Here is a 21,366-nt window from a genome sequence, read left to right as displayed (position 1 = left end):
TTGAAACGACGGACTGTTAATTCTAGATAAACAGGCTTATTATCGATTTCTGTTAGCTGAATTTGACGCTTTTTAGGAGTGGTACCATGGGCATAGACATCTTTAGTAGATTCCCAGATAACTCCACAGGAGGGGCAACAGCTTGGACGTTTTTCCAAAGAACCTTCAATGATTTGGGCAAGACGATTTCGCTTATCTTTACGAAAAGTAAGCCAACCTTCTCTAAAAGTAATGTTTAGGTCTTGAATTCCGAGTAATTTTTGAGTAACATAGTCCATATGAAGCAATTCCTATTCTGATGTTTTTTTCCACTTATCAGTTTACTAGGAATTGCTTTTTTTTGCACTCTGAATTACAAAAAAAGTTGCATGGAGAGCAAGCTTTCCACACAACTTATTATAGAACCGAAAGATTGGCGTGGAAGTTGTGCAGCCACTCGCTTATTTCCTGTCTAGTTAGGAGGACAAGGTCCTGAGAGTAAACTATAGAAGATACCTGCTGGGGCTTGTAGGCCTGGGCCTGGTTTTGGGCCTCTATGATCGGGTGCAGATGAAGAGTCGTCTGGAGCGGGATTTTTATCCGCTGGAGGCGGTTTTTGAGCAGGCCGGTTTGAAGGAGGAGTCTGATCAAAGCTATACGAAGGCAGGTCTAGTTCCCTGGTCCGTCCATGTGCATGCGGATAAAATTCGGAAAAATGGTTATCATTTTCCCTACGCTCATAGGGAGCAGGATTGGTTGGGCCGAGTCTACCTGCCTAAGGAGAGTTTGGAGGCTAGTCTGGGACAGGAGCTGGGTCATCAGGGGACAGAGTTGGTACTTGCGTCGCAGTCACAGGACGTAAAACAGGTGCTGGCGACGACCCGCTTGATTGCCCATGCGGGTGGGACGATGCGGGAGGCTGGTTTTTTAGTGGCCTACAGCAACTCCCTCCAAGCCCTCAAGCAGAATTATTCGCTGGGCCATCGGATTTTTGAATTTGATCTCAATCTGACTCAAGACGGTCGTCTGGCGGCTGTCCATAACTGGGAGGGCGAAGCTGTGACCAGTCAGGAGTGGGAGTCAGCCAAGACCAATGATAAGGGCAATCGGCAGGCCCAATATATCAGTTTGTTTTGGGAGGATATTCTGAAACAAATGGAAATCAATCCGGATATGATTGTTGTCACCGATACCAAGGTGCAATCTAAGAGTCGAGCGGAGGTTGAGGAGCAGTACCGGATTTTGGGCCAGGCTGTCAAAGAGTTGAATCCAGCCTTAGCTGACCGGATCTTGGTGCAGCTATACCAGCCGAAAGATTACGCCTGGGTGGAGGAACTGGGGATGTTTAAGCACTATATTTTAACCCTCTACGCCTCTGATTTAGAGGAAGAAGCGATTGCCAAGACCTTGGTGGACAAGTCCAAGATTTTGGCGGTTACTTTACCCCAAAAGGATAAGCGGTTGACGGACTCTCTGATTGATCAAATTCACGCGCAGGATCGCTTGGTATTTGTCCATACGGTGGATGGTTTTGCGACTCTGTCCAAAACACTCAACCGGAGGATTGACGGGGTCTACACCAATAATCTCTTGGCCAAGGATTTGGAACTCTACCAAGCTGTTTTGGACTCGCAAAAGTCATTTGATATCGAAGTTTACAGGAAGTAGGCAGAGATTTTTGAGGGATATGATATACTAGAGGAGAATGAACAGAATAAGGAGAACCATATGACGCTTTCAGTCATTGTTCCTTGCTTTAACGAAGAAGAGGCGCTGCCTCTTTTCTACCAGGCAATGGAAGCGATTCAGCCTCAGCTGGATCAGGAGTTTGAGTATATTTTTGTCAACGACGGCTCCCGTGATCGGACTCTGGAGGTGCTCCGAGAGTTGGCGGTCCAGGATTCAAAGGTTACCTATCTATCCTTTTCCCGAAACTTTGGGAAGGAGGCGGCTCTTTATGCTGGGCTCCAGGAGGCTCACGGGGAGCTCGTGACCGTGATGGATGTAGATCTTCAGGATCCGCCAGAGTTGTTGGTGGAGATGGTGCAGCGTTTGGAGGCTGACCCGGACCTGGATTGTGTGGGGACGCGGCGGGTGACCCGGGATGGGGAACCGCCGATTCGTTCCTTCTTTGCCCGGATGTTTTATCGCTTGATTAATCGGATTAGCCAGGTTCAGATGGTCGATGGGGCCCGCGATTTCCGGCTAATGCGGCGACAGATGGTGGATGCGATCTTGGAGGTAACCGAGTACAATCGCTTCTCCAAGGGGATTTTCTCTTGGGTTGGTTTTAAGACCGAGTATTTGGAGTACAAGAATGTCGAGCGCGTGGCGGGGCAGACCAGTTGGAATTTTTGGCAGCTCTTTAGCTATTCGCTGGAGGGGATTGTCAACTTTTCGGATGCTCCCTTGGCCATTGCCTTTGTGGGAGGAGCCTTGTCCTGCTTGCTGGCCTTTGGCTTGGCCGGCGTGGTGATTGTCCGGACCCTTTTGTACGGGGATCCAACCGCAGGTTGGCCGTCTATGGTCTCCATCATCCTCTTTTTGGGAGGTTTTCAATTATTAACAATCGGAATTCTTGGCAAGTATATTGGTAAGATTTTTATGGAAACAAAAAATCGGCCGATCTATGTGATCAAGGAGCGTTCAGAAGGGAAAGGGTAAGCAATGATTCTCATTACAGGAGCAAAAGGCCAACTCGGTACGGAGTTGGTGCATTATTTGGACGAGTTAGGGCAGGACTATGTGGCCCTCGATGTGGCGACAATGGATATCACCAAGCAAGAAGAGGTGGATCGAGTCTTTGCGGAAGTGCAGCCAAGTTTGGTCTACCACTGCGCGGCCTACACAGCTGTTGATGCGGCAGAGGATGAAGGCAAGGAATTGGATTATGCCATTAATGTGACTGGAACCGAGCATGTGGTGCGGGCGGCCGAAGCCCACGGGGCAACCATGGTCTACATCTCCACCGACTATGTCTTTAACGGAGACAAACCAGTTGGCCAGGAATGGCAGGTGGACGATCCAGCAGATCCCCAAACAGAATATGGCCGTACCAAGCGGATGGGAGAAGAGCTGGTTGAAAAACTTTCCAGCCGTTTCTACATTATTCGGACAGCTTGGGTTTTTGGGAATTACGGGAAAAACTTTGTTTTCACCATGCAGAATTTGGCTAAGAGCCACCCTGTCCTAACGGTTGTCAATGACCAGCACGGTCGCCCAACCTGGACCCGGACCCTGGCAGAATTTATGGTGCATTTAGCGGATAACCAGCATGACTACGGTTATTACCATCTGTCGAATGATGCCGACCAGGATACAACCTGGTATGACTTTGCGGTGGAGATCCTGAAAGATAGTCCCGTGGAGGTCAAGCCAGTTGATTCGAGCCAGTTCCCAGCCAAGGCTAAACGTCCATTTAACTCGACGATGGACTTGACTAAGGCCAAGGCAACCGGATTTGTGATTCCAACCTGGCAAGAAGCCTTGGAGGCCTTTTACCAGCAAGAAGTGAAATAAGTAGTTAGTAAGGGAGCGTAGATTCTATGGGAATTTTAGTGTTAGGTGGAGCGGGTTATATCGGCTCGCACATGGTGGACCGCTTGGTTTCACTGGGACAAGAGCGGGTTGTCGTGGTCGACAATTTGGTAACAGGACACCGGGCTGCGGTGCATCCAGATGCAGTCTTTTATGAGGGTGATCTGGCTGATCAAGACTTCATGCGGCAGGTTTTCAAAGAGAATCCGGATATTGATGCGGTGATCCATTTTGCGGCCTATTCCTTGGTCGCAGAATCAATGGCTGAGCCCTTGAAATATTTTGACAACAATACCGCAGGGATGATTCGTCTCCTCGAGGTGATGCGGGAAGTAGGTGTTAAGTCGATTGTCTTTTCTTCAACTGCCGCAACTTATGGAATTCCAGAAGAGATTCCGATTCGGGAAACGACCCCGCAAAAACCAATCAACCCTTACGGCGAAAGCAAGTTGATGATGGAAACGATTATGAAATGGGCGGACCAGGCCTATGGAATCAAATTTGTCCCGCTCCGCTACTTTAATGTAGCTGGTGCCAAACCAGATGGCTCACTGGGAGAGGACCACGGACCAGAAACCCACCTGTTGCCAATCATCTTGCAGGTGGCCCAAGGTGTGCGTGATAAAATCATGATCTTTGGCGATGATTACCAGACACCGGACGGGACCAATGTCCGTGACTATGTGCATCCCTTCGACTTGGCAGATGCCCATCTCCTAGCTGTTGAGTACCTGCGTGCAGGCAATGAGTCCAGAGCCTTTAACCTGGGATCAGCGACTGGTTTTTCCAATTTGGAAATTTTGGAGGCTGCCCGCAAGGTTACCGGTAAGGAGATTCCAGCAGAAATCGCCGATCGCCGGCCGGGGGATCCAGACACGCTGATTGCCTCCTCAGAGCTGGCGCGTGATATTCTAGGCTGGAAACCTAAGTTTGATAATATCGAAAAAATTATCGAAAGCGCCTGGGCTTGGCATTCGAGTCATCCCAAAGGTTATGATGATCGCGACTAGGATGGCTGAGGCTTTTGCTAGTTGAAAAAACTTGATAAAGTGAAACCGCACTTGGAATAGGAGTGCGGTTTTCTGCATTTGGACGACTTCTTGCGAATTTTTCTCCCCTGTTTTCGGTCGCAGGAAGTTGGGAAACATGGTATAATTAAGGAATGTAAACTTAGGGGAAGGAGTTTCCGGATGCAAGATGTCTATGTAATCGGTAGTCGTGGATTGCCGGCCAAATATGGTGGCTTTGAGACCTTTGTGCAAGAATTGGTAACCCGCAAGCAGGATCCTCGTATTGTATACCATGTTGCTTGCTTGTCGGATGAGGGCTCTTACCAGCATTTTGATTTCCAAGGGACGGACTGCTTCACGATTTGTCCTCCCCAGTTGGGTCCAGCCCGGGTGATTGCCTATGATACCATGGCCCTGCACTATGCCTTGAAGTTGGCGGAAGCGTCGGGGTCTGACAAGCCTGTTTTTTATATTTTAGGTAATACCATGGGGCCGCTGATTCGTTTCTTTATCAAACAGATTCACCGCTTGGGTGGACGGTTGTTGATTAATCCGGATGGCTTGGAGTGGCGGCGGACCAAGTGGTCCAAGCCCGTGCGCGCCTATCTGAAGCTGGCAGAACGGGTCATGGCCCAGCAGGCTGATTTGGTGGTTGCGGACAATCCCGGGATTGCCTCCTATTTGGATGAGACTTATGGCTCGCTGCCGGTGACAACCATTGCCTATGGGACGGATTTAGAAGCTTCGAATCTGGAGACGGATTCAGCGGCTTTCCAAGCCTTTTTAAAGGAGTGGGACCTGCTTGCGGGTGACTATTACCTGATTGTGGGACGTTTTGTGGCTGAGAACAACTATGAGACCATGCTTCGGGAATTTATGCAGACAGCCAGTCAGCGGCCCCTGGTATTGGTCTGCAACTACCAGGGTTCGGCCTACTTTGAGAGGCTGCGGCAGCAAACCGGTTTTGACCAGGATCCTCGGATTCGCTTTGTCGGAACAGTTTATGATCCGAATCTACTCAAGAAGATTCGTCAGGAGGCCTATGCCTACCTCCATGGCCATGAAGTTGGCGGAACCAATCCGGGTCTCTTGGAAGCCTTGGCCCAGAGTGATGTGAACTTAGTCTTGGGCGTTGATTTTAACCGCTTGGTGGCTGAGGATACAGCGCTTTACTGGACTAAGGAGCCGGGTGATTTGGTTTCGCTGCTTGAAAAAATTGATACTAAACGACCAAGTCATCTAGGTGAGGAAGCTAAAAAAAGAATGCGTGAGTTCTACTCGTGGGAGAAAATTGTGAAAGACTATGAAGGAGTGTTTAACGCATGACGGTTGCGATCTTGCTGTCAACCTACAATGGGGAGGCTTACTTGGCGGAGATGCTAGATTCGATTCTGGGGCAGACCGTAGAAGATTGGCGTCTCCTGATTCGCGATGATGGATCGAGTGATGGAACCCATGCGATTATCGAAGACTACCAGGCGCGTGATGGACGGATTCGTTGGATTAACCCGGATGTCCAAGAAAACCTTGGTGTGATTCAGAGCTTCTGGACTCTGTTGCAGGCGGAGGAGGTAGAGGCCTATGCCTTTTCTGATCAGGACGATGTCTGGCTCCCCCACAAATTGGCAGTTCAGCTTGAGGCCCTGGCTCAAGTAGATGTTCGCCAACCGGCCTTGGTCTACACAGACCTCAGTGTGGTGGACGCCCAGCTTCAAGTTTTGGCTGCGAGTATGATCCGTAGTCAATCAGACCATGCCAATACAAGTCTGTTGGCAGAATTAACAGAGAATACAGTGACGGGAGGGGTAACCCTGATTAATCAGGCTCTGGCCAGTCTCTGGACAGGGCAGGAGAAACACGCCCTGCTCATGCATGATTGGTACCTGGCTCTATTGGCGGCTAGTCAGGGTCAACTTATTTATCTAGATCAAGTGACCCAGCTCTATCGCCAACATGACCACAATGTTCTGGGGGCACGAACCCTGCGCAAACGGATGGCTAATTGGATTCGTCCCCAGCGTCTTTTCCAAAAGTATTGGACCTTAATCGAGGCTAGTCAAGCACAGGCTCGTAACCTTCTCGAATTGCCGCTCGAGTCTGAAAACCGGGTGTTGGTGGAAGACTTTGTCACGATTTTGGAGCAGGGGCCTGTGGAACGGGTTCGCCGGATTTTTGGTCGTGGTTACCGCAAGAATCGTTGGTTCCATACCCTAGTTTTTCGAACGCTGATTATTACCAAATTATTTTACAAAAGGAGCAATCCATGAATCTGTTTCAACAGAAAAATTGGATCTTGATGAAAGAACTCATCAAGACGGATTTTAAGTTACGCTACCAGGGATCCGCGATTGGTTACCTCTGGTCGATCTTGAAACCCTTCATGATGTTTACCATTATGTATCTGGTCTTTATCCGCTTTTTACGTTTGGGCGGTGATGTGCCCCATTTTGCGGTGGCTCTCTTACTGGCCAATGTGATTTGGTCCTTCTTTTCGGAAGCGACCTCGATGGGCATGGTCTCTATCGTGTCCCGCGGGGATTTGATTCGGAAGTTGAATTTCTCCAAGGAAATCATTGTTCTCTCAGCGGTGGCTGGAGCAGGGATTAATTTTTTGATCAATTTGGTGGTTGTCTTTATTTTTGCCTTGATTAACGGGGTTAGCCTGTCCTGGCAGGTGATTTTGGTTTTGCCAATTTTTCTGGAGCTGCTCTTGTTTGCCTCAGGTCTGGCCTTTCTTTTGTCGACTGTTTTTGTCCGTTTCCGAGATTCGCTACAAATTTGGGAAGTGGTCTTGCAGGCAGGTCTTTATGCCACCCCAATTATCTACCCGATTAGTTTTGTGGCCAATCAGAATGAACTGGCAGCCAAGATCATGATGATGAACCCAATGGCTCAGATGATTCAGGACGCCCGTTATCTCCTGATTGATCCAGCTAATACAACCGTGTGGCAACTGGTCACCAATCCTTTTTTAATCCTAATTCCCTATCTCTTGCCGCTGCTGATTTTTAGTTTTGGCTATGGAATTTTTAGGAAAAATGCTAAGAAGTTTGCGGAGATTTTATAGTGAAAGAGAACAAAATTGCTGTTTCTGTTCAACATGTCAGTAAATATTTCCAACTACCAACAGAAGCAACCAACAGCCTGCGGCTGAGTTTGATCAATCGCCTCCGAGGGATCAAGGGCTATACAGAGCAACATGTCTTAACGGATATCAACTTCGAAGTCGAAAAGGGTGATTTTTTTGGCATTCTCGGGCGGAATGGTTCTGGTAAATCGACACTTCTGAAAATCATTTCGGAAATTTACCAGCCTGAGCAGGGGGAGGTCCGGATTGATGGGAAATTGGTGTCTTTTATCGAGCTCGGTGTTGGCTTTAACCCGGAATTGACCGGCCGTGAAAATGTTTATTTAAACGGAGCCCTGCTTGGTTTTACCCAGGCTCAAATTGATGCCATGTATGATGAGATCGTCGAGTTTGCGGAATTGCGGGATTTTATGAACCAGAAGCTCAAGAACTATTCCAGTGGGATGCAGGTCCGTCTGGCCTTTTCGGTGGCCATTAAGGCGGATAGCGATATCCTGATCCTGGATGAAGTTTTGGCCGTTGGTGATGAAGCCTTTCAACGGAAATGTAATGATTACTTTATGGAACGCAAGCAGTCTGGGAAAACAACCATTCTGGTGACCCATGATATGGGTGCGGTTAAAAAGTTCTGTAATAAGGCGATCTTGATTGAACATGGTTTGGTCAAGGCTTACGGCAATCCAGAGAATGTTGCCAATCAGTATAGCTATGACAATACCGCACCCCTGCAAGCAGAAGAAGCGAGTGAGCCGGCACAAGCAGAAGAGCAAGTGGTTGAGAACTTTCAGCTGGACTTGCTGTCGCCGACCCAGATTAGCCCAGGGGATGGGATCCATTTCCGGATTCAGTATGATCTTAAGGAGGAAATGGAAACTTACATCGCCCTGTCTTTGACCGATATCGATCGGAATATTTGGATTTATAACGATAATTCAATGGATGCCCATCAGGTTTCCTCAGGTCACCAAGAAATTCACTACCGTTGTTCCTTACCGACGGTGAATAATCTCAAAATGAAGTTGGAAGTAACCGTCCGGGATGCAGAAGGGAAAATGTTAGCTTTTTCAGATGCAACCCAAACCCCGATTATCATGGTTCAACGAACAGATATTGCGGCAGATGACCGATCTGCCTTGGATTCTGCAAGTGGCTTGATTCAGCGAAATGGAAACTGGACTTTTGACGAAATGGAGTGACCAATGACACAACCAGTGGTTTCAATTCTTTGCACAGTCTACAATAAGGCTCCCTGGCTTGAGCAGACCCTAGCGAGTTTTGTGGCGCAAGAGAAGAATTTTCCTGTTGAAATTCTCATTGTCGATGATGCCTCCACGGACTACTCTTGGGACATCATTCAAGCCTTCCAAGCAAAACATCCTGATAATGTTTTGATCTTTTCAAATCCGGTGAATCAGGGGATTGCTAAAACCTGGGTCGAGCTCTGTTCCAAGGCCAAAGGCAAATACATTGCCCGTTGTGATGGGGATGACTTTTGGTTGGATCCCCATAAGCTCCAAAAACAAGTCGACCTGCTAGAGGCGAATCCAGATTCGGCCTGGTCCAATAGCGATTTTGATATTTATGATGAAAGAGGTCAATTTGTCAGCGCTGCTGGCTTTGAGTCTGGGACCATTCCCCTTGCGGATAGCTATGAGAAGATGTTGGCAACCCGAGGTTTTACCATGGCCTCGACCTGGCTAGTCGAGCGGGAGTTGATGCTGGCAGCCAATCAGTGTTTGGATTTAAGCACGGCAGATGACACCTTTAATTTGCAGCTGGAGTTGTTTCAACGGACCAAGCTTAGTTATTTACCTGAGGCAACGGTAGCCTATGTTGTGAATACAGGATCGGATTCGCGACCTCGCTCCTATGCAGAGCAGAAAGACCGTTTCGAAAAACTGCTGGCAACTCAAAAAGCTTATGTCAGACGTTACCCGGAGCGAATTTCCGAAATCCTGGTGGATCTTCTTTTGGAACGGGCGAATGCCTTTGAATGGGAGTTGAGTCAGGCTGCAGCAGGCTTGGCGGGAATTGGTTTTGAATCGGTGACGGTCTTTTTCTCAGACGAGTCCTCGGGTTTTAGACCTGAACAAAGCCAATCCTTTGCCTTGAAAGAACAGGACAATCTCGAAATTGTGCTGCCAGAAAATTGTAGCCGTGTGCGGATTGATCTGTCAGAACGGCCAAGTTTTTATGATAGGGTTGAGGTCCAGCTATCCGATGGTAGGATTCTTTCTCCAAGCTGGTCCAATGGCCTGGCTTTTGGGGAGGGCCATCTATTCAAAGATCCAGATCCACAGTTGATTTATGATCTCCCTGCACAAAAACAGGAAGATAGGTTGACCTTAAGTTACAAAATGAGTCAGATTGACCAGGTTGAAGCAGCCGATTACTTGGTTAAAACCTTGCTGGACCGGTTGCTTTCTAACCAGGAAGAGTTAGAGCAAGTAAGAGAAAATTACCAATGTCTGGAGCTGGAAAATAGGATGATGAAAAATTCCCGGCGTTGGAAAATCACCACGAAGGTGATTGATTTGTTTAGGAGAAGAAAATGAAGCGACTGCTTATCTATGTTCATTACAATAAAAATCAGGAAGTAAGTCCCCACGTCCTTTATCAGTTGAAGAAGATGCGGCCGCTTTTTTCACAGGTTTTAGTAGTTAGCAATAGTCCTCTGCCGGAGCAGGGTCTTCAAGATTTGGAGGGCCAGGCCTTGGTTGACCAAGTCTGGGAGCGAGCCAATAGTGGTTTTGACTTTGCGGCTTGGCGGGATGCCATGAACAACCTGGGCTGGTCCAAGCTAAGGGAATTTGATTCCCTAACCCTGATGAATGATACTTGTTTCGGTCCCATTTGGGATTTTACACCCCATTTTTTAGGCATGGAAGCTGATGAACAGATTGATTTTTGGGGTTTGACCAACTTTCGAGCGACCAAGGAGTTCCCAGAGCACCTACAAAGCTATTTTTTAACCTTTAAAAAATCCATTTTACAGGACCAAAGCTTCTTTGATTTTTGGCAAAATGTGCAAGATTATGAAAATGTGCAAGATGTGATTAATCATTATGAGTCGGGCGTGACGACTTATTTTCTGGAGCGGGGCTTTCAGTACAAGGCCTTGTTTGATACGACGCAGGAAGCGACCGAGGGCATGTTACATCCGGATTTTACCTATTATAATCCTCGGCGAATTCTGGAGGTTGGCTTGCCCTTCCTTAAGGTCAAGGCGCTGGATGCCAATCAGAGCATTGCGCCCTACCTTTTGGATACCATCCAAATCCAAAGTGACTATCCGACTGAGTTGATTGTCTACCATATGTCCATGGTTAATCAACCAGACAGCCCCTATCTTTTGGGCCAAAAATACCTGTCAAATCTGCGGGAGTTTCGCTCGTTGAAGGGGCGTGTAGCGATCCATCTCCATGTTTTTTATACGGATCTCTTGCCAGAATTTTTGACCGTTTTTGAGCAGTTTCCCTTTGCCTATGATCTCTTCCTAACAACGGATACCGAAGCCAAGAAGGCAGAGATTCTAGAAAAGACGGGGCAGCAGGACAATCAAGAAGTTTTTGTGACAGGCAATCGTGGGCGTGATTTATTCCCGATGCTTTTGTTAAAAGAGCGATTGGTAGGCTATGACTATGTGGGCCATTTCCATACTAAAAAGTCTAAGGAAGCTGATTTTTGGGCTGGGGAATCCTGGCGTCGCGAGCTGATTCAGATGCTGGTGGAGCCTTCGGCAGCCATCCTCACCCAGTTTGAGGAACAGCCAAAGCTAGGCTTGGTCATCGCCGATATTCCAAGTTTTTTCCGTTATAATCGCATCGTAACAGCTTGGAATGAACACCAAATGGCAGCGGCTATGAATCAATTATGGGAGGATATGGGCCTCTCCAAGACCATTGATTTTGCAGGAATGGATACCTTTGTCATGAGTTACGGAAGCTTTGCCTGGTTCCGCTATGAAGCCTTAAAACCGCTCTTTGATTTGGATCTTCAGGCAGAGGCTATCCCAGAGGAACCCCTGCCCCAGAATTCGATTCTTCATGCTATGGAACGACTTTTGGTCTATATTGCTTGGAACCAGGGCTATGATTTTCGGATCTCACCTAGTCCAAAAGTGCTAACTCCCTTTATAGATAACAAACTTTTAAATTTGAATGGCGATTTGCATCCACCGACCTTTGTTGATTTTAATTATATGGGCGGGATCAAGGGAGCGCTTAAGTACATTGTACTTGGTCCGGCTAGGGCGATTAAATACATTCTGAAACGATTGGTGGCTAAATACTCATGAACCAGATTCGAGAATCTTTAAACCGACTTTATTTGGAAGCCAAGAACCTGATTATGGCCAAAAGCAGTATCCTGCTTGAGGATAGCCAAGCATTTTGGACAAAACTCCAAGAAAATTGGCGACAGGACTTTTCAGATTATGCCAAAGAAAAATACGAGTCGATTCAGGCTTGGATTAAGGGACAGGATTGGGCGGCGCGTGTTTTTGAATTAGTCTATGTCTGTCTAATGCTAGCTTTAACAGTGGTTCTCCTGTCCAATTATTTTCTTGGACAAGACCAGACTTTCCTTGGTTTAACGACGGAAGGAGTTTTGTTATTCTACCTGTTTATTGTTTTGTTTGCAGGACTCCTAACCCTTCCCTATACAAAGTTCAAGAGTGTTTTTCCTCTGTTAATCGGTTACCTGATTTATTTTCCCCTACTGTTCTTATTGGAATGGTCTCGTCAGCTCAATAATCCTAGTTTCAAGGTTCAAGACCTGTTCAGGATTCATCCCTTAACTCAAGTGCATTTTTATAGCTTGGTCATTATCCTTGTGGTTGCTTTTACGCTAAAAATTGTGCAACGGGAATTTTATGTATTCAAGAAATTTGAAGAGACCGGACTCTACCGAGCCCGCCGTTCCGTTTGGACCATGGCTTCTATGGCGCCTTTGATGCTGACGAATCCACTCTTTTTGGAATTTGTGACTGGACCGGTGACTAGTCTAGCTACAGAGAACCAGCTTGGCCCTTACCTAAGCTACATAGCGGGTCAAAGTCTATTGTGGTTTGTGATTGGTTTCCTGTTTTTTGCAAGTTACTACAACAGTCTGAGAGAAATTGGCCTGCACCATTTTGGCAGGGCCAATGCCGTTTTGTCAAGCTTGGTTTTTGCCGTGCTGTTTAACCTGCTTTTTCAGGCAGGGGTGGTGCTTGGTTCAGATTTATTAGGGAAGTTTATCTTCCCCCAAGCAACTCTTTTTCAAGTTATTTCCATTTTTTTGTGTTGCTTACTAATTTATGCTCTTGTTAATCGTTATCTTTATGCTACTTTGTTGATTGCAGTGATGGGTTCTGTTTTTTCAATTGTAAATGCGATTAAGTTCAATTATAGACAGGAGCCGTTGATTCCGACTGATTTTATTTGGATAAAACAACCAGAATTATTTGTATCCTTTGTGAATATCAATTTGTTTATAAATGTTCTGATTGTTGTATCTCTACTTTTTTATTTGGTCTGGAACGTTCAGATTTTGATGCCAACGAAGATAATCTACAGTAAATTATCTAATCGTTTAGCTATCCTTATTACCTTTTTAATCATCTTTCAAGGTACTATGGTTACGTTTAGAGCAGAGGAAAAGGGGAAAATTCCAAGTGATGTCCCTGTGATTAGTCTCCTTAATAATTTGTATGATGTCACTTGGATGGGATTGTCGACAAATGCAAGTTATAAATCGCTTGCTTATGTCTGGACGCGACAGTTAACTCAAGAAATAATAGAGAAGCCAGATGGATATAGTAAAGAGGCTATTGATAGTATTATTGAAAAGTATAGTGGAAAAGCGGCTGATATAAATCGAGAGCGATCAAAATCATTATCTGATCAAACAATCATTTATATTCTTAGTGAAAGTTTTGCAGATCCAAAAAGAATAGCATCAAATAATCTTAGTCGAAATCCTATTCCAGAAATTGATCGAATTAAGTCTGAAACAACCAGTGGTTTGATGCATAGTGATGGTTATGGTGGTGGGACAGCTAATATGGAATTCCAAAGTCTTTCAGGTTTACCATTTTACAATTTCACTAGCTCTACTTCTAACATTTTCGTAGAGATTGTTCCTAAAATGAATTTTCTTCCGTCGATTACGCGAGGGTTTACAGGAGAAAATAGTTATGTAATTCATCCGCATGGAGCTAATAACTACAATAGGAAAAATATTTACAAGGATTTAGGCTTTAGTCATTTTCTATTTTTATCGGATAGTGATGAAACACTAGAGAATGTTCAGCGTCAAGGAGTTAGTGTAAGTGATGGCAGTGTCTATAAAAATGTTTTAGGTCGCTTAGATCCTTCACAGAGTCAATTTTTCTCAGTTATTACGATGCAGAACCATGCTCCGTGGTCTTCAGGAGACCCAGTTGATTTAGTCAGCAGTAATTCACTATTAAATGAATCTCAGTTGGATTCCTTAAATAGTTATGTTAGATTGCTTTCCCATACGGATCAAGCAACTGCGAATTTTCTAAAAGAATTGGAAAAAATTGATAAGGATATTACGGTTGTGTTTTATGGAGATCACTTACCAGGATTCTATCCACCATCTGTTTTTTCAGAAAATCCGATGTTACAGTTTACGACAGACTACTTTATTTGGACAAATAGAGATTCAGCTCCTGTTTCTTTCCCACTTGTAAATTCAAGTGATTTTGGAGCTAGTGTGTTTGAAAAAACAAAGTCAAAAGTCTCACCGTACTATGCACTTTTAACAGAGATATTGAAAAATCGAAACATGTCGAATTCGGGACAATTTTCTAATGAATCTGAAGTAGAATCCGACTTAAAGATGATTCAATATGATTTAACAAGTGGAAGTGGTTATTCACTCAATGACTCTAATTTCTATAATATTCCTTAAAGAATTAGGGAATAACTTAATGTTTTTTCAATGATTCAGTGGTTAACCTAGATCTAGTGATTCTTCTATTTTTGATATGGCTTATACGGTATGACAATATTTTTATGATTGGAGCTAGAAAATGACAGAAAAAATTGCAGTATTATTACCTGCATACAATGAAGAGATGACAATTCAAAAAGTTATTTCTGATTTTAAGCGTAATTTGCCTCAAGCCGATATTTACGTGTATGATAATAATTCTCAAGACAAGACCAATGTGTTAGCTAGAAAGGCAGATGCAATAGTTCGATTTGAGCCTCGTCAAGGAAAAGGGAATGTTGTACGCTCCATGTTTCGTGAAATAGATGCAGATTATTATATTATGGTTGATGCTGATGATACTTACCCAGCCGATGAAGTTGAAAAATTGTTAGAACCACTACGAACTGGGATGGCAGATATGACTATCGGTGATCGACTTTCTAATGGAACCTATGCTAAGGAGAATAAGAGAGGTTTTCACGGATTTGGAAACAATCTCGTGAAAAATTTGATTAATTATCTTTATAAAGGAAATTATAACGATATTATGACTGGTTACAGAGGTTTTAATCGTCTATTCGTTAAAACCTTCCCAGTTTTATCACCTGGATTTGAAATCGAGACAGAGCTCTCTATTCATTCTCTGGATAAACGTTTTAAGTTGGTTGAAGTTCCGATTACTTATAAAGATAGGCCAGAAGGAAGTGAGTCAAAACTAAATACATTTTCGGATGGATTCAAAGTGTTGAAAATGATTTTCAATCTTTTCAAGGATTATAAACCACTTTTATTTTTTAGTGTTGTCAGTCTATTTCTATTTCTTTTAGGTTTGATAGTTGGTGTTCCAGTTATTAGTGAGTTTGCACAAACAGGCTTAATCAAAAAGATACCATCAGCAGTTTTGGCTACTGGACTCATGATACTATCTTCTTTAGCTTTTGTAGCTGGTTTTATTCTAGATACAATTGTTCGCCAGAACCGTATGCAATATGAGGTTAAGGTTTATGACTATTACGAGAGACAGAGGTAGAATTTTCAATGGTATACCTGCAGAATGGCTTTTTTTGATTATAGCGCTTATCTTTGGGTTCCTATTTATTCTTATTATTCCACCAATGACAGCACCAGATGAAATAGGTCATTTTGCAAAATCCTATGCATTTTCACAAGGCAAAATTGTTCCGTATTTTTTAGAAAGTACAGAAAACCCTTTTAAGACTTGGAATCAGTATGGCTTTAGCTTACCCTCTTCTATATCGGAATTGAATCAAAATGTTATTGGGATTGGATATAATCCGAGTGAGAAATTTGATTACAGTAGTCTTATTGCTACGAATTTTACAAACTTTAATAATGTATTCATTCCTTTAGGTGGCCAGTTAAATTATTCATTTTTTCAGTATGTACCTCAGATTTTAACGATAAGTATTTCGAAATTATTCGCTTCGTCAATGTTATCGGTATATTATGCAACACGAATTGTTAATTTTCTGAGTTCCGTTTTTATTCTTTTTCTGGCTGTCAAATGGACTAGATTTGCAAAGTGGGGATTCGTATTACTAGCGTTAAATCCAATGTTTTTACTGTTAGCTACTTCAACTAGTGGAGATGCGTTTACCAATGCTATATCATTTTTATTTGTAGCTATCTTATCGACTTTGATATCCGATGAAGAGATGGATAAAAAGAAGCTCTATTTTTCATTTGGATTAATGATTATGATGATCCAAATGAAGCCGACTTTAATTATGTTTGGTTTATTATATTTTCTAATCCCTAATAGGAAATTCTCTATTTGGTCTAAATGCTTATATGGTATTTCTATACTTGGTTCTTCCCTTACAATTTATTATTTATGGGGGAAGCTATTTCCAAGCCAAGATATCATGTACATTGATTTTGCTAGTCCATCTGAGCAGATTCGTTTTCTTTTAGAAAAACCATTAGACTTTGTGACGGTGATACAAAATACTATAGATGAACACGGTGAATTTTTATTTCACTCTTATACAGGAAAATTTGGTCTTTTAAATCGAAATATTCCTTTTTGGATTGTTTTGACCTACTATTTGTTTGTTGTATTTGCAGTGTTTATCAGAGAGTATAATCAGCTTATTATTAGCAAAATAATGAGATTGATATCTGTTGTCTTTTTATTTGGATATGTGTTACTGACCTTTATTGCTTTATATCAGATTTGGTCACCACTGGGAAGTTCGATTATTCAAGGTCTTCAAGGGCGTTATTTTATTCCATCAGGTGCTTTTGCGTTATTGGCTATAACGCCTAATAAAGATGTCATAGCTAAAAAACTAGCTGTTCCTATTGTGATGAGTGGAGTAGTATTATTCCTAGGGTATGTTACCTATTTCTTGGCAAACTCCTATGGTTTTTAAATCTTTAGTATATTGGATACTTTTAATTTCAGTCATCCTTCCTGAGTAATATTCCAGATAAACGTCTCCTCTTTCCAGGTAATGGTTAGAGGAGTTTTTGTCAATTCTGCTCATAGCAGTACGATCTATTTAAAAGGTAAATGTGTATGAATAAAGTCTCAATATTGCAGATTGGTAGCCCAATGTTTCAGTTCCAGTGGAATCAAAAGATACAGAGTTTGAGTTCTGTTGACTGTCTCATCTGGTTTCTAGAATTTCTAGATATGCCTGTGGAGTTAATCGACGATCAACAGGAGCTGCAGCGTCTCTTGAATGCCTTTCATCCTGATTTAGCGCCCCATGATCGTTTTTGGAAGCAGCTGGTCAAGACAATCCAGCAAGCCTTTCCTCAGAATAGCCTGGACCAGGCGGGACTGCTCAATCGCCAAGTACATCAGTTACGCTACCTGATTTCGACCCAGCAGGCTCAATATGTACGCAGGCATTTTCGGGATCCGGGAATGACTGATCGCCAAGCCCTAGCCCGCTACTTAAAGGGTCGCTTTTATACCCTGTGGGATCGTGGCCGGCTGCATCAGAAGCTTTCTTTGGTTGAAGGGAAGAGGAATTATCCGGATAACCAAGCCAGTGTGAACCTAAAAGTTCTTTACCGGCAGCGAGTTGAGTTTATTTTAGACAGCCAGGGCCGCTTTTTGAATATCCTGGATCCAGAAGGAAGCTCGGAAGCAGGTATCATTAATGGTGCTAGTTTTAACTACGGTGGTTTCTGCCGCCACAAGGATTTGGACATCGCCCCAATCGGTCGGCACGATCCCCGCTTCCGACGTAAAAAACTAAGAGGCTACCGCTCCCCTAGTAAGAAGCGGTGGGGCTCAGATGACCGTTCTTTTTGGTCAGCCCAGGGGCCCTATTCCCAAGCGGGCCGCTCCCTCGCTGGTCTGGTAAAAGACCAAGCGCGTGACTTCCGCCGCTTGGTACGGAAGAGTTAGGAGGTGAAAAAGGTCTGGGAGACCTTTTTCACCCAAGCCCAGAGATAAATGAGCGAGGTAAAAAACGCGAGTTTAAAAAATTCCAAAGATCCTTGTAAAAGATCTGAAGAGAATTATGATATGGCTGATATAAAGGACTTGGATTGAATGGGCTAGGAAGAAAGGAAATCTATAAGGGTGAAATTGATGGGAGTACAGGAGAAGTAATCGTTGTTTTAGAATCTAACTACGATATAGAACTTGGTTATCCTTATTTTGCAAATAAAGCTAGAGGAGCTGCAAAGCAAATGTGGGACACGGGTGACTTATCTGATGAAAAATTTTTAGCTTGGTTCTAGATTGAAAAAAAGATTTTTCGCTAAACATTGAATCTCTCGTGATATAATTTAAATGAAGATAGAGGTTGAGAATCTGTCACCAATGCGCCGTTGTCTAAACGGGTCAGAAATGCAGGAGAACCGACAGTCCTGGCCATCTTAAACATTTAAAAATACACCCTAAAAGTTGGATACGACATCTAACGATTGGGGTGTATTTTTATCGATTTTCTTAAATAATGTTCCCTGCAGGAATCGAACCTGCAACGACTCCTTAGGAGGGAGTTGTTATATCCATTTAACTAAGGGAACAAAGAAAAGGAGCCGAGGCTCCTTTTAATCCTCTTAACGGCGGATTTCTTTGATACGTGCAGCTTTACCTTGTAGGGCACGTAGGTAGTACAATTTCGCACGACGTACTTTACCGTAACGTACAACTTCGATTTTTTCAACACGTGGAGTGTGAAGTGGGAAGATACGCTCAACGCCAACACCGTTAGAGATTTTACGAACAGTGTAGTTTTCAGAGATTCCTTGACCTTTACGAGCGATAACAACTCCTTCGAAGAGCTGTACACGTTCGCGGTTTCCTTCGACAACTTTCGCGTGAACGCGAACAGTGTCACCGGGGCGGAACTCAGGGATATCAGTACGTAGTTGACCTTCAGTCAAGCTTTGAATTAATGGATTCATGTTTTCTCCTATCTTGCTAATCATAAACGCGAGGGAGCAGCGGATTAGCCGTTTATTTTTGCGTGTCCATCACACACAGGGAATATCTTATCAGTTTTTTGACAAAAAGTAAAGGAAAATGCGAATAACTTGAAGATTTTTTAATCTTTGGTATACTACTACTAATTATTAGTAAAAAGGAGAAAAGCAGATGGGGCTTTTAGTAGATGGGCAATGGGTGGATCAATGGTATGATACCCAATCAACGGGCGGAAAATTTGTGCGAACTGTGACTCAATTTCGGAACTGGATTACACCGGACGGCCAGCCGGGTCCGACAGGTCAGGGTGGCTTCAAGGCAGAATCGGGTCGTTATCACTTGTATGTGTCACTAGCTTGCCCTTGGGCTAGTCGGACCTTGATTATGCGGAAATTGAAGGACTTGGAGGAGCATATTTCGCTCTCCATCGTGAATCCCTTTATGCTAGAGAAGGGCTGGACCTTTGCTGAGGGACCAGGAGTCATTGAGGATAGTCTTTTTCAAAGCGACTACCTCTATCAGGTCTACCTCAAGGCAGATCCTCACTATACTGGTCGGGTAACCGTTCCAGTTCTGTGGGACAAAAAAACCAAGACCATCGTCAGTAATGAATCCGCTGAAATTATGCGGATGTTCAACTCAGCCTTCAATGACTTGACAGGCAATCAGGAGGATTACTATCCCGAAAATCTACAGGCCGAAATTGATGCTATGAATGACTTTGTCTATCCAAACATTAATAATGGTGTCTACAAAGCTGGCTTCTCCACTAGTCAAAGTGTTTATGAGGAAGAAGTGAAACAGGTCTTTGCGGCCCTAGATCAATTGGAAGTACACTTGGAGAACCAGGACTATCTGGTTGGCAATCGTCTAACCGAGGCAGACATTCGCCTCTTCACAACCCTGGTGCGCTTCGATGCCGTCTACTTTGGACATTTCAAATGTAATATCAAGGCCCTAGTGGACTATCCAAATCTTTGGGACTACACTAAACGTCTCTATCATCATCAAGACATCGCAGCTACCGTTGACTTTGACCATATTAAAAACCATTATTATGGGAGTCATAAAACCATCAATCCAACCGGGATTGTCCCTGTCGGACCTAACTTGGACTGGAGTCTTTAAGTCCCCACCAACCTTGGAATCAGCGAATTCCAAGGTTTTTTAAATCCGTTCTTTTGGTATAATAGGAAGTAGAAAATATCTGAAAATTTGGGAGGATGAGTGGATGATTAAACTATTAGCTTTAGATATGGACGGCACCTTACTGGATCAAGATAAAAAATTGCTACCAGAGACCCTGGTTGACTTGGACAAGGCCCGCGCAGCAGGAGTCCTGCCTGTAATTTGTACAGGTCGTCCCTTATCTGGTGTCCTTCCTTATTTAAAGGAATTAGGCTGGCAGGGAAAAGAAGGCTATGTTATCATTAACAATGGCGCAACCATCTATAGTACCAAGGATTTGTCCATCCACTCCTGGTCTGGCTTGTCTCAAGAAGAACTAGTCTTGTTAGACCAAATTGCCCAGGAATCGACCGCTCAACTAACCGTCTTTGACGAACAGGATTACCTAGTCGTCGGTGAAGAGCCTTCGGAGCTAGTGATAATGGATGCCGGTTTAGTTTTCACCAAACCCAAACGAGTAGAGTTGAAGCAGCTTTTGGAGAGCCAAGCCAAGATTTTCCAAGCCATGTACTTGGATGAGAAAGAAGCATTGGATCGCTTTGAGGCGGAGTATGGTCCGCAATTGGCCAAGCATTTTGAAGTGGTCCGCTCGCAGGAGTATATCTATGAGTGTCTCCCCAAAGGAACCAACAAGGCTACCGGCCTGTCCTACCTAGCTCAGGATCTCGGGTTCGGCAATGACCAAGTCATGGCTATTGGAGATGCCAACAATGATTTGGAAATGTTGGCCTATGCCGGCTGGTCTGTAGCTATGGGCAATGCCAATGAGGCTGTGAAAAAGATTGCCAAATTCCAAACCGGACCGCACACAGAAAACGGAGTTGGTCAAGCCATCCGTGAGATTCTCTTACCAGCCAACCAGGCCTGAAAATTTTATTGGAGGAAGCTTGAAAAAGTTCTTGCCTTCCTCCACAAGTTTTGGTATACTTATTGAGTTGCCACCCTTAGTGTAATGGATATCACGTAAGATTCCGGTTCTTGAGATGGGAGTTCGATTCTCTCAGGGTGGATGAAACTATAACAAAAAAGGGTTCTATAATAAGTTGTGTGGAAAGCTTGCTCTCCATGCAACTTTTTTTGTAATTCAGAGTGCAAAAAAAAGCAATTCCTAGTAAACTGATAAGTGAAAAAAAAACATCAGAATAGGAATTGCTTCATATGGACTATGTTACTCAAAAATTACTCGGAATTCAAGACCTAAACAT

Annotated in this window: 18 protein-coding genes, 2 tRNA genes and 1 pseudogene; 18 read left to right on the top strand and 3 right to left on the bottom strand. The window is 43.9% G+C overall.

The genetic code is table 11. From position 1 onward, the window contains the following. Positions 1 to 278: pseudogene (locus E5983_RS03855) on the bottom strand (transposase family protein); the annotation flags it as partial. Positions 279 to 549: 271 nt separating this feature from the next. Here E5983_RS03855 and E5983_RS03850 point away from each other — a divergent pair. From E5983_RS03850 to E5983_RS09705, 15 genes are all read left to right on the top strand, one after another. Continuing rightward, the gene (locus E5983_RS03850) at positions 550 to 1,647 is read left to right on the top strand and encodes a glycerophosphodiester phosphodiesterase family protein (protein ID WP_160332594.1); all 1,098 of its coding nucleotides are present in this window, start codon (positions 550 to 552) and stop codon (positions 1,645 to 1,647) included. 60 nt (positions 1,648 to 1,707) lie between these two features. Next, positions 1,708 to 2,643 (top strand): glycosyltransferase family 2 protein, encoded by a 936-nt coding sequence (locus E5983_RS03845; RefSeq protein WP_160332593.1) that lies wholly within the window; start codon positions 1,708 to 1,710, stop codon positions 2,641 to 2,643. A 3-nt stretch (positions 2,644 to 2,646) separates the two neighbouring features. Then, entirely contained in the window at positions 2,647 to 3,498 is an 852-nt protein-coding gene (rfbD, locus tag E5983_RS03840) for a dTDP-4-dehydrorhamnose reductase (RefSeq protein ID WP_160332592.1), read from the top strand. A 26-nt stretch (positions 3,499 to 3,524) separates the two neighbouring features. Further along, positions 3,525 to 4,526 carry a UDP-glucose 4-epimerase GalE gene (galE, locus tag E5983_RS03835; RefSeq protein ID WP_160332591.1) on the top strand — a complete coding sequence of 334 codons (1,002 nt, stop codon included), beginning with the start codon at positions 3,525 to 3,527 and terminating at the stop codon, positions 4,524 to 4,526. Between the two features lie 180 nt (positions 4,527 to 4,706). Next, a complete protein-coding gene (gene cps2T, locus E5983_RS03830) occupies positions 4,707 to 5,852 on the top strand; it encodes a beta 1-4 rhamnosyltransferase Cps2T (RefSeq protein ID WP_160332590.1) in 1,146 nt (381 codons plus the stop codon). Then, the gene (locus E5983_RS03825) at positions 5,849 to 6,793 is read left to right on the top strand and encodes a glycosyltransferase family 2 protein (RefSeq protein WP_160332589.1); all 945 of its coding nucleotides are present in this window, start codon (positions 5,849 to 5,851) and stop codon (positions 6,791 to 6,793) included. The genes cps2T and E5983_RS03825 overlap by 4 nt, the downstream gene beginning before the upstream one ends. Then, positions 6,790 to 7,593 (top strand): ABC transporter permease, encoded by an 804-nt coding sequence (locus E5983_RS03820; RefSeq protein WP_160332588.1) that lies wholly within the window; start codon positions 6,790 to 6,792, stop codon positions 7,591 to 7,593. The genes E5983_RS03825 and E5983_RS03820 overlap by 4 nt, the downstream gene beginning before the upstream one ends. Continuing rightward, on the top strand, positions 7,593 to 8,810 hold the full coding sequence (locus E5983_RS03815) for an ABC transporter ATP-binding protein (protein WP_331251090.1): 1,218 nt from the start codon (positions 7,593 to 7,595) through the stop codon (positions 8,808 to 8,810). The genes E5983_RS03820 and E5983_RS03815 overlap by 1 nt, the downstream gene beginning before the upstream one ends. Positions 8,811 to 8,813: 3 nt before the next feature. Beyond that, positions 8,814 to 10,169: a glycosyltransferase gene (locus E5983_RS03810; protein ID WP_202056397.1), complete on the top strand. Its 1,356-nt coding sequence runs from the start codon at positions 8,814 to 8,816 to the stop codon at positions 10,167 to 10,169. Then, positions 10,166 to 11,911, top strand: a complete 1,746-nt coding sequence (locus tag E5983_RS03805) for a rhamnan synthesis F family protein (RefSeq protein ID WP_160332587.1) — start codon at positions 10,166 to 10,168, stop codon at positions 11,909 to 11,911. The genes E5983_RS03810 and E5983_RS03805 overlap by 4 nt, the downstream gene beginning before the upstream one ends. Next, positions 11,908 to 14,535, top strand: coding sequence for an LTA synthase family protein (locus E5983_RS03800; protein WP_160332586.1), 2,628 nt, complete (start codon positions 11,908 to 11,910; stop codon positions 14,533 to 14,535). The genes E5983_RS03805 and E5983_RS03800 overlap by 4 nt, the downstream gene beginning before the upstream one ends. Before the next feature lie 121 nt (positions 14,536 to 14,656). Next, the gene (locus tag E5983_RS03795; protein ID WP_160332585.1) at positions 14,657 to 15,589 is read left to right on the top strand and encodes a glycosyltransferase family 2 protein; all 933 of its coding nucleotides are present in this window, start codon (positions 14,657 to 14,659) and stop codon (positions 15,587 to 15,589) included. Next, positions 15,564 to 16,955, top strand: coding sequence for a DUF2142 domain-containing protein (locus tag E5983_RS03790; RefSeq protein WP_160332584.1), 1,392 nt, complete (start codon positions 15,564 to 15,566; stop codon positions 16,953 to 16,955). The genes E5983_RS03795 and E5983_RS03790 overlap by 26 nt, the downstream gene beginning before the upstream one ends. Positions 16,956 to 17,101: 146 nt before the next feature. Then, the gene (locus E5983_RS03785) at positions 17,102 to 17,944 is read left to right on the top strand and encodes a DUF3114 domain-containing protein (protein WP_237397570.1); all 843 of its coding nucleotides are present in this window, start codon (positions 17,102 to 17,104) and stop codon (positions 17,942 to 17,944) included. 143 nt (positions 17,945 to 18,087) lie between these two features. Further along, positions 18,088 to 18,282 carry a hypothetical protein gene (locus E5983_RS09705; protein ID WP_202056394.1) on the top strand — a complete coding sequence of 65 codons (195 nt, stop codon included), beginning with the start codon at positions 18,088 to 18,090 and terminating at the stop codon, positions 18,280 to 18,282. A 219-nt stretch (positions 18,283 to 18,501) separates the two neighbouring features. Here the strand turns inward: E5983_RS09705 and E5983_RS03780 are convergent. Together E5983_RS03780 and rplS are read right to left on the bottom strand one after the other, a co-directional pair. Continuing rightward, positions 18,502 to 18,573: transfer RNA gene (locus tag E5983_RS03780), tRNA-Arg, on the bottom strand. Positions 18,574 to 18,606: 33 nt separating this feature from the next. Next, positions 18,607 to 18,954: a 50S ribosomal protein L19 gene (gene rplS, locus E5983_RS03775; RefSeq protein WP_160332582.1), complete on the bottom strand. Its 348-nt coding sequence runs from the start codon at positions 18,952 to 18,954 to the stop codon at positions 18,607 to 18,609. A 190-nt stretch (positions 18,955 to 19,144) separates the two neighbouring features. Between rplS and E5983_RS03770 the strand changes: the two genes are divergently transcribed. The 3 genes from E5983_RS03770 (at position 19,145) to E5983_RS03760 (ending at position 21,171) form a co-directional block, all read left to right on the top strand. Then, positions 19,145 to 20,101 (top strand): glutathione S-transferase family protein, encoded by a 957-nt coding sequence (locus E5983_RS03770; protein ID WP_160332581.1) that lies wholly within the window; start codon positions 19,145 to 19,147, stop codon positions 20,099 to 20,101. A gap of 103 nt (positions 20,102 to 20,204) precedes the next feature. Next, entirely contained in the window at positions 20,205 to 21,029 is an 825-nt protein-coding gene (locus E5983_RS03765; protein ID WP_160332580.1) for a Cof-type HAD-IIB family hydrolase, read from the top strand. A 70-nt stretch (positions 21,030 to 21,099) separates the two neighbouring features. Then, positions 21,100 to 21,171 (top strand) — tRNA-Arg (locus E5983_RS03760). Positions 21,172 to 21,366: the final 195 nt, after the last annotated feature.

The organism is Streptococcus danieliae, assembly GCF_009767945.1.
GTDB lineage: Bacteria > Bacillota > Bacilli > Lactobacillales > Streptococcaceae > Streptococcus > Streptococcus danieliae.
The sequence above is the reverse complement of the archived record's forward strand: the minus strand, read 5'-3'. Positions and strand labels throughout refer to the sequence as shown.

Coding starts and splice junctions, on each gene's coding strand:
- E5983_RS03850 (WP_160332594.1), top strand. CDS start 550: ATGAAGAGTCGTCTGGAGCGGGATTTTTATCCGCTGGAGGCGGTTTTT.
- E5983_RS03845 (WP_160332593.1), top strand. CDS start 1,708: ATGACGCTTTCAGTCATTGTTCCTTGCTTTAACGAAGAAGAGGCGCTG.
- rfbD (WP_160332592.1), top strand. CDS start 2,647: ATGATTCTCATTACAGGAGCAAAAGGCCAACTCGGTACGGAGTTGGTG.
- galE (WP_160332591.1), top strand. CDS start 3,525: ATGGGAATTTTAGTGTTAGGTGGAGCGGGTTATATCGGCTCGCACATG.
- cps2T (WP_160332590.1), top strand. CDS start 4,707: ATGCAAGATGTCTATGTAATCGGTAGTCGTGGATTGCCGGCCAAATAT.
- E5983_RS03825 (WP_160332589.1), top strand. CDS start 5,849: ATGACGGTTGCGATCTTGCTGTCAACCTACAATGGGGAGGCTTACTTG.
- E5983_RS03820 (WP_160332588.1), top strand. CDS start 6,790: ATGAATCTGTTTCAACAGAAAAATTGGATCTTGATGAAAGAACTCATC.
- E5983_RS03810 (WP_202056397.1), top strand. CDS start 8,814: ATGACACAACCAGTGGTTTCAATTCTTTGCACAGTCTACAATAAGGCT.
- E5983_RS03805 (WP_160332587.1), top strand. CDS start 10,166: ATGAAGCGACTGCTTATCTATGTTCATTACAATAAAAATCAGGAAGTA.
- E5983_RS03800 (WP_160332586.1), top strand. CDS start 11,908: ATGAACCAGATTCGAGAATCTTTAAACCGACTTTATTTGGAAGCCAAG.
- E5983_RS03795 (WP_160332585.1), top strand. CDS start 14,657: ATGACAGAAAAAATTGCAGTATTATTACCTGCATACAATGAAGAGATG.
- E5983_RS03790 (WP_160332584.1), top strand. CDS start 15,564: ATGACTATTACGAGAGACAGAGGTAGAATTTTCAATGGTATACCTGCA.
- E5983_RS03785 (WP_237397570.1), top strand. CDS start 17,102: ATGAATAAAGTCTCAATATTGCAGATTGGTAGCCCAATGTTTCAGTTC.
- rplS (WP_160332582.1), bottom strand. CDS start 18,954: ATGAATCCATTAATTCAAAGCTTGACTGAAGGTCAACTACGTACTGAT.
- E5983_RS03770 (WP_160332581.1), top strand. CDS start 19,145: ATGGGGCTTTTAGTAGATGGGCAATGGGTGGATCAATGGTATGATACC.
- E5983_RS03765 (WP_160332580.1), top strand. CDS start 20,205: ATGATTAAACTATTAGCTTTAGATATGGACGGCACCTTACTGGATCAA.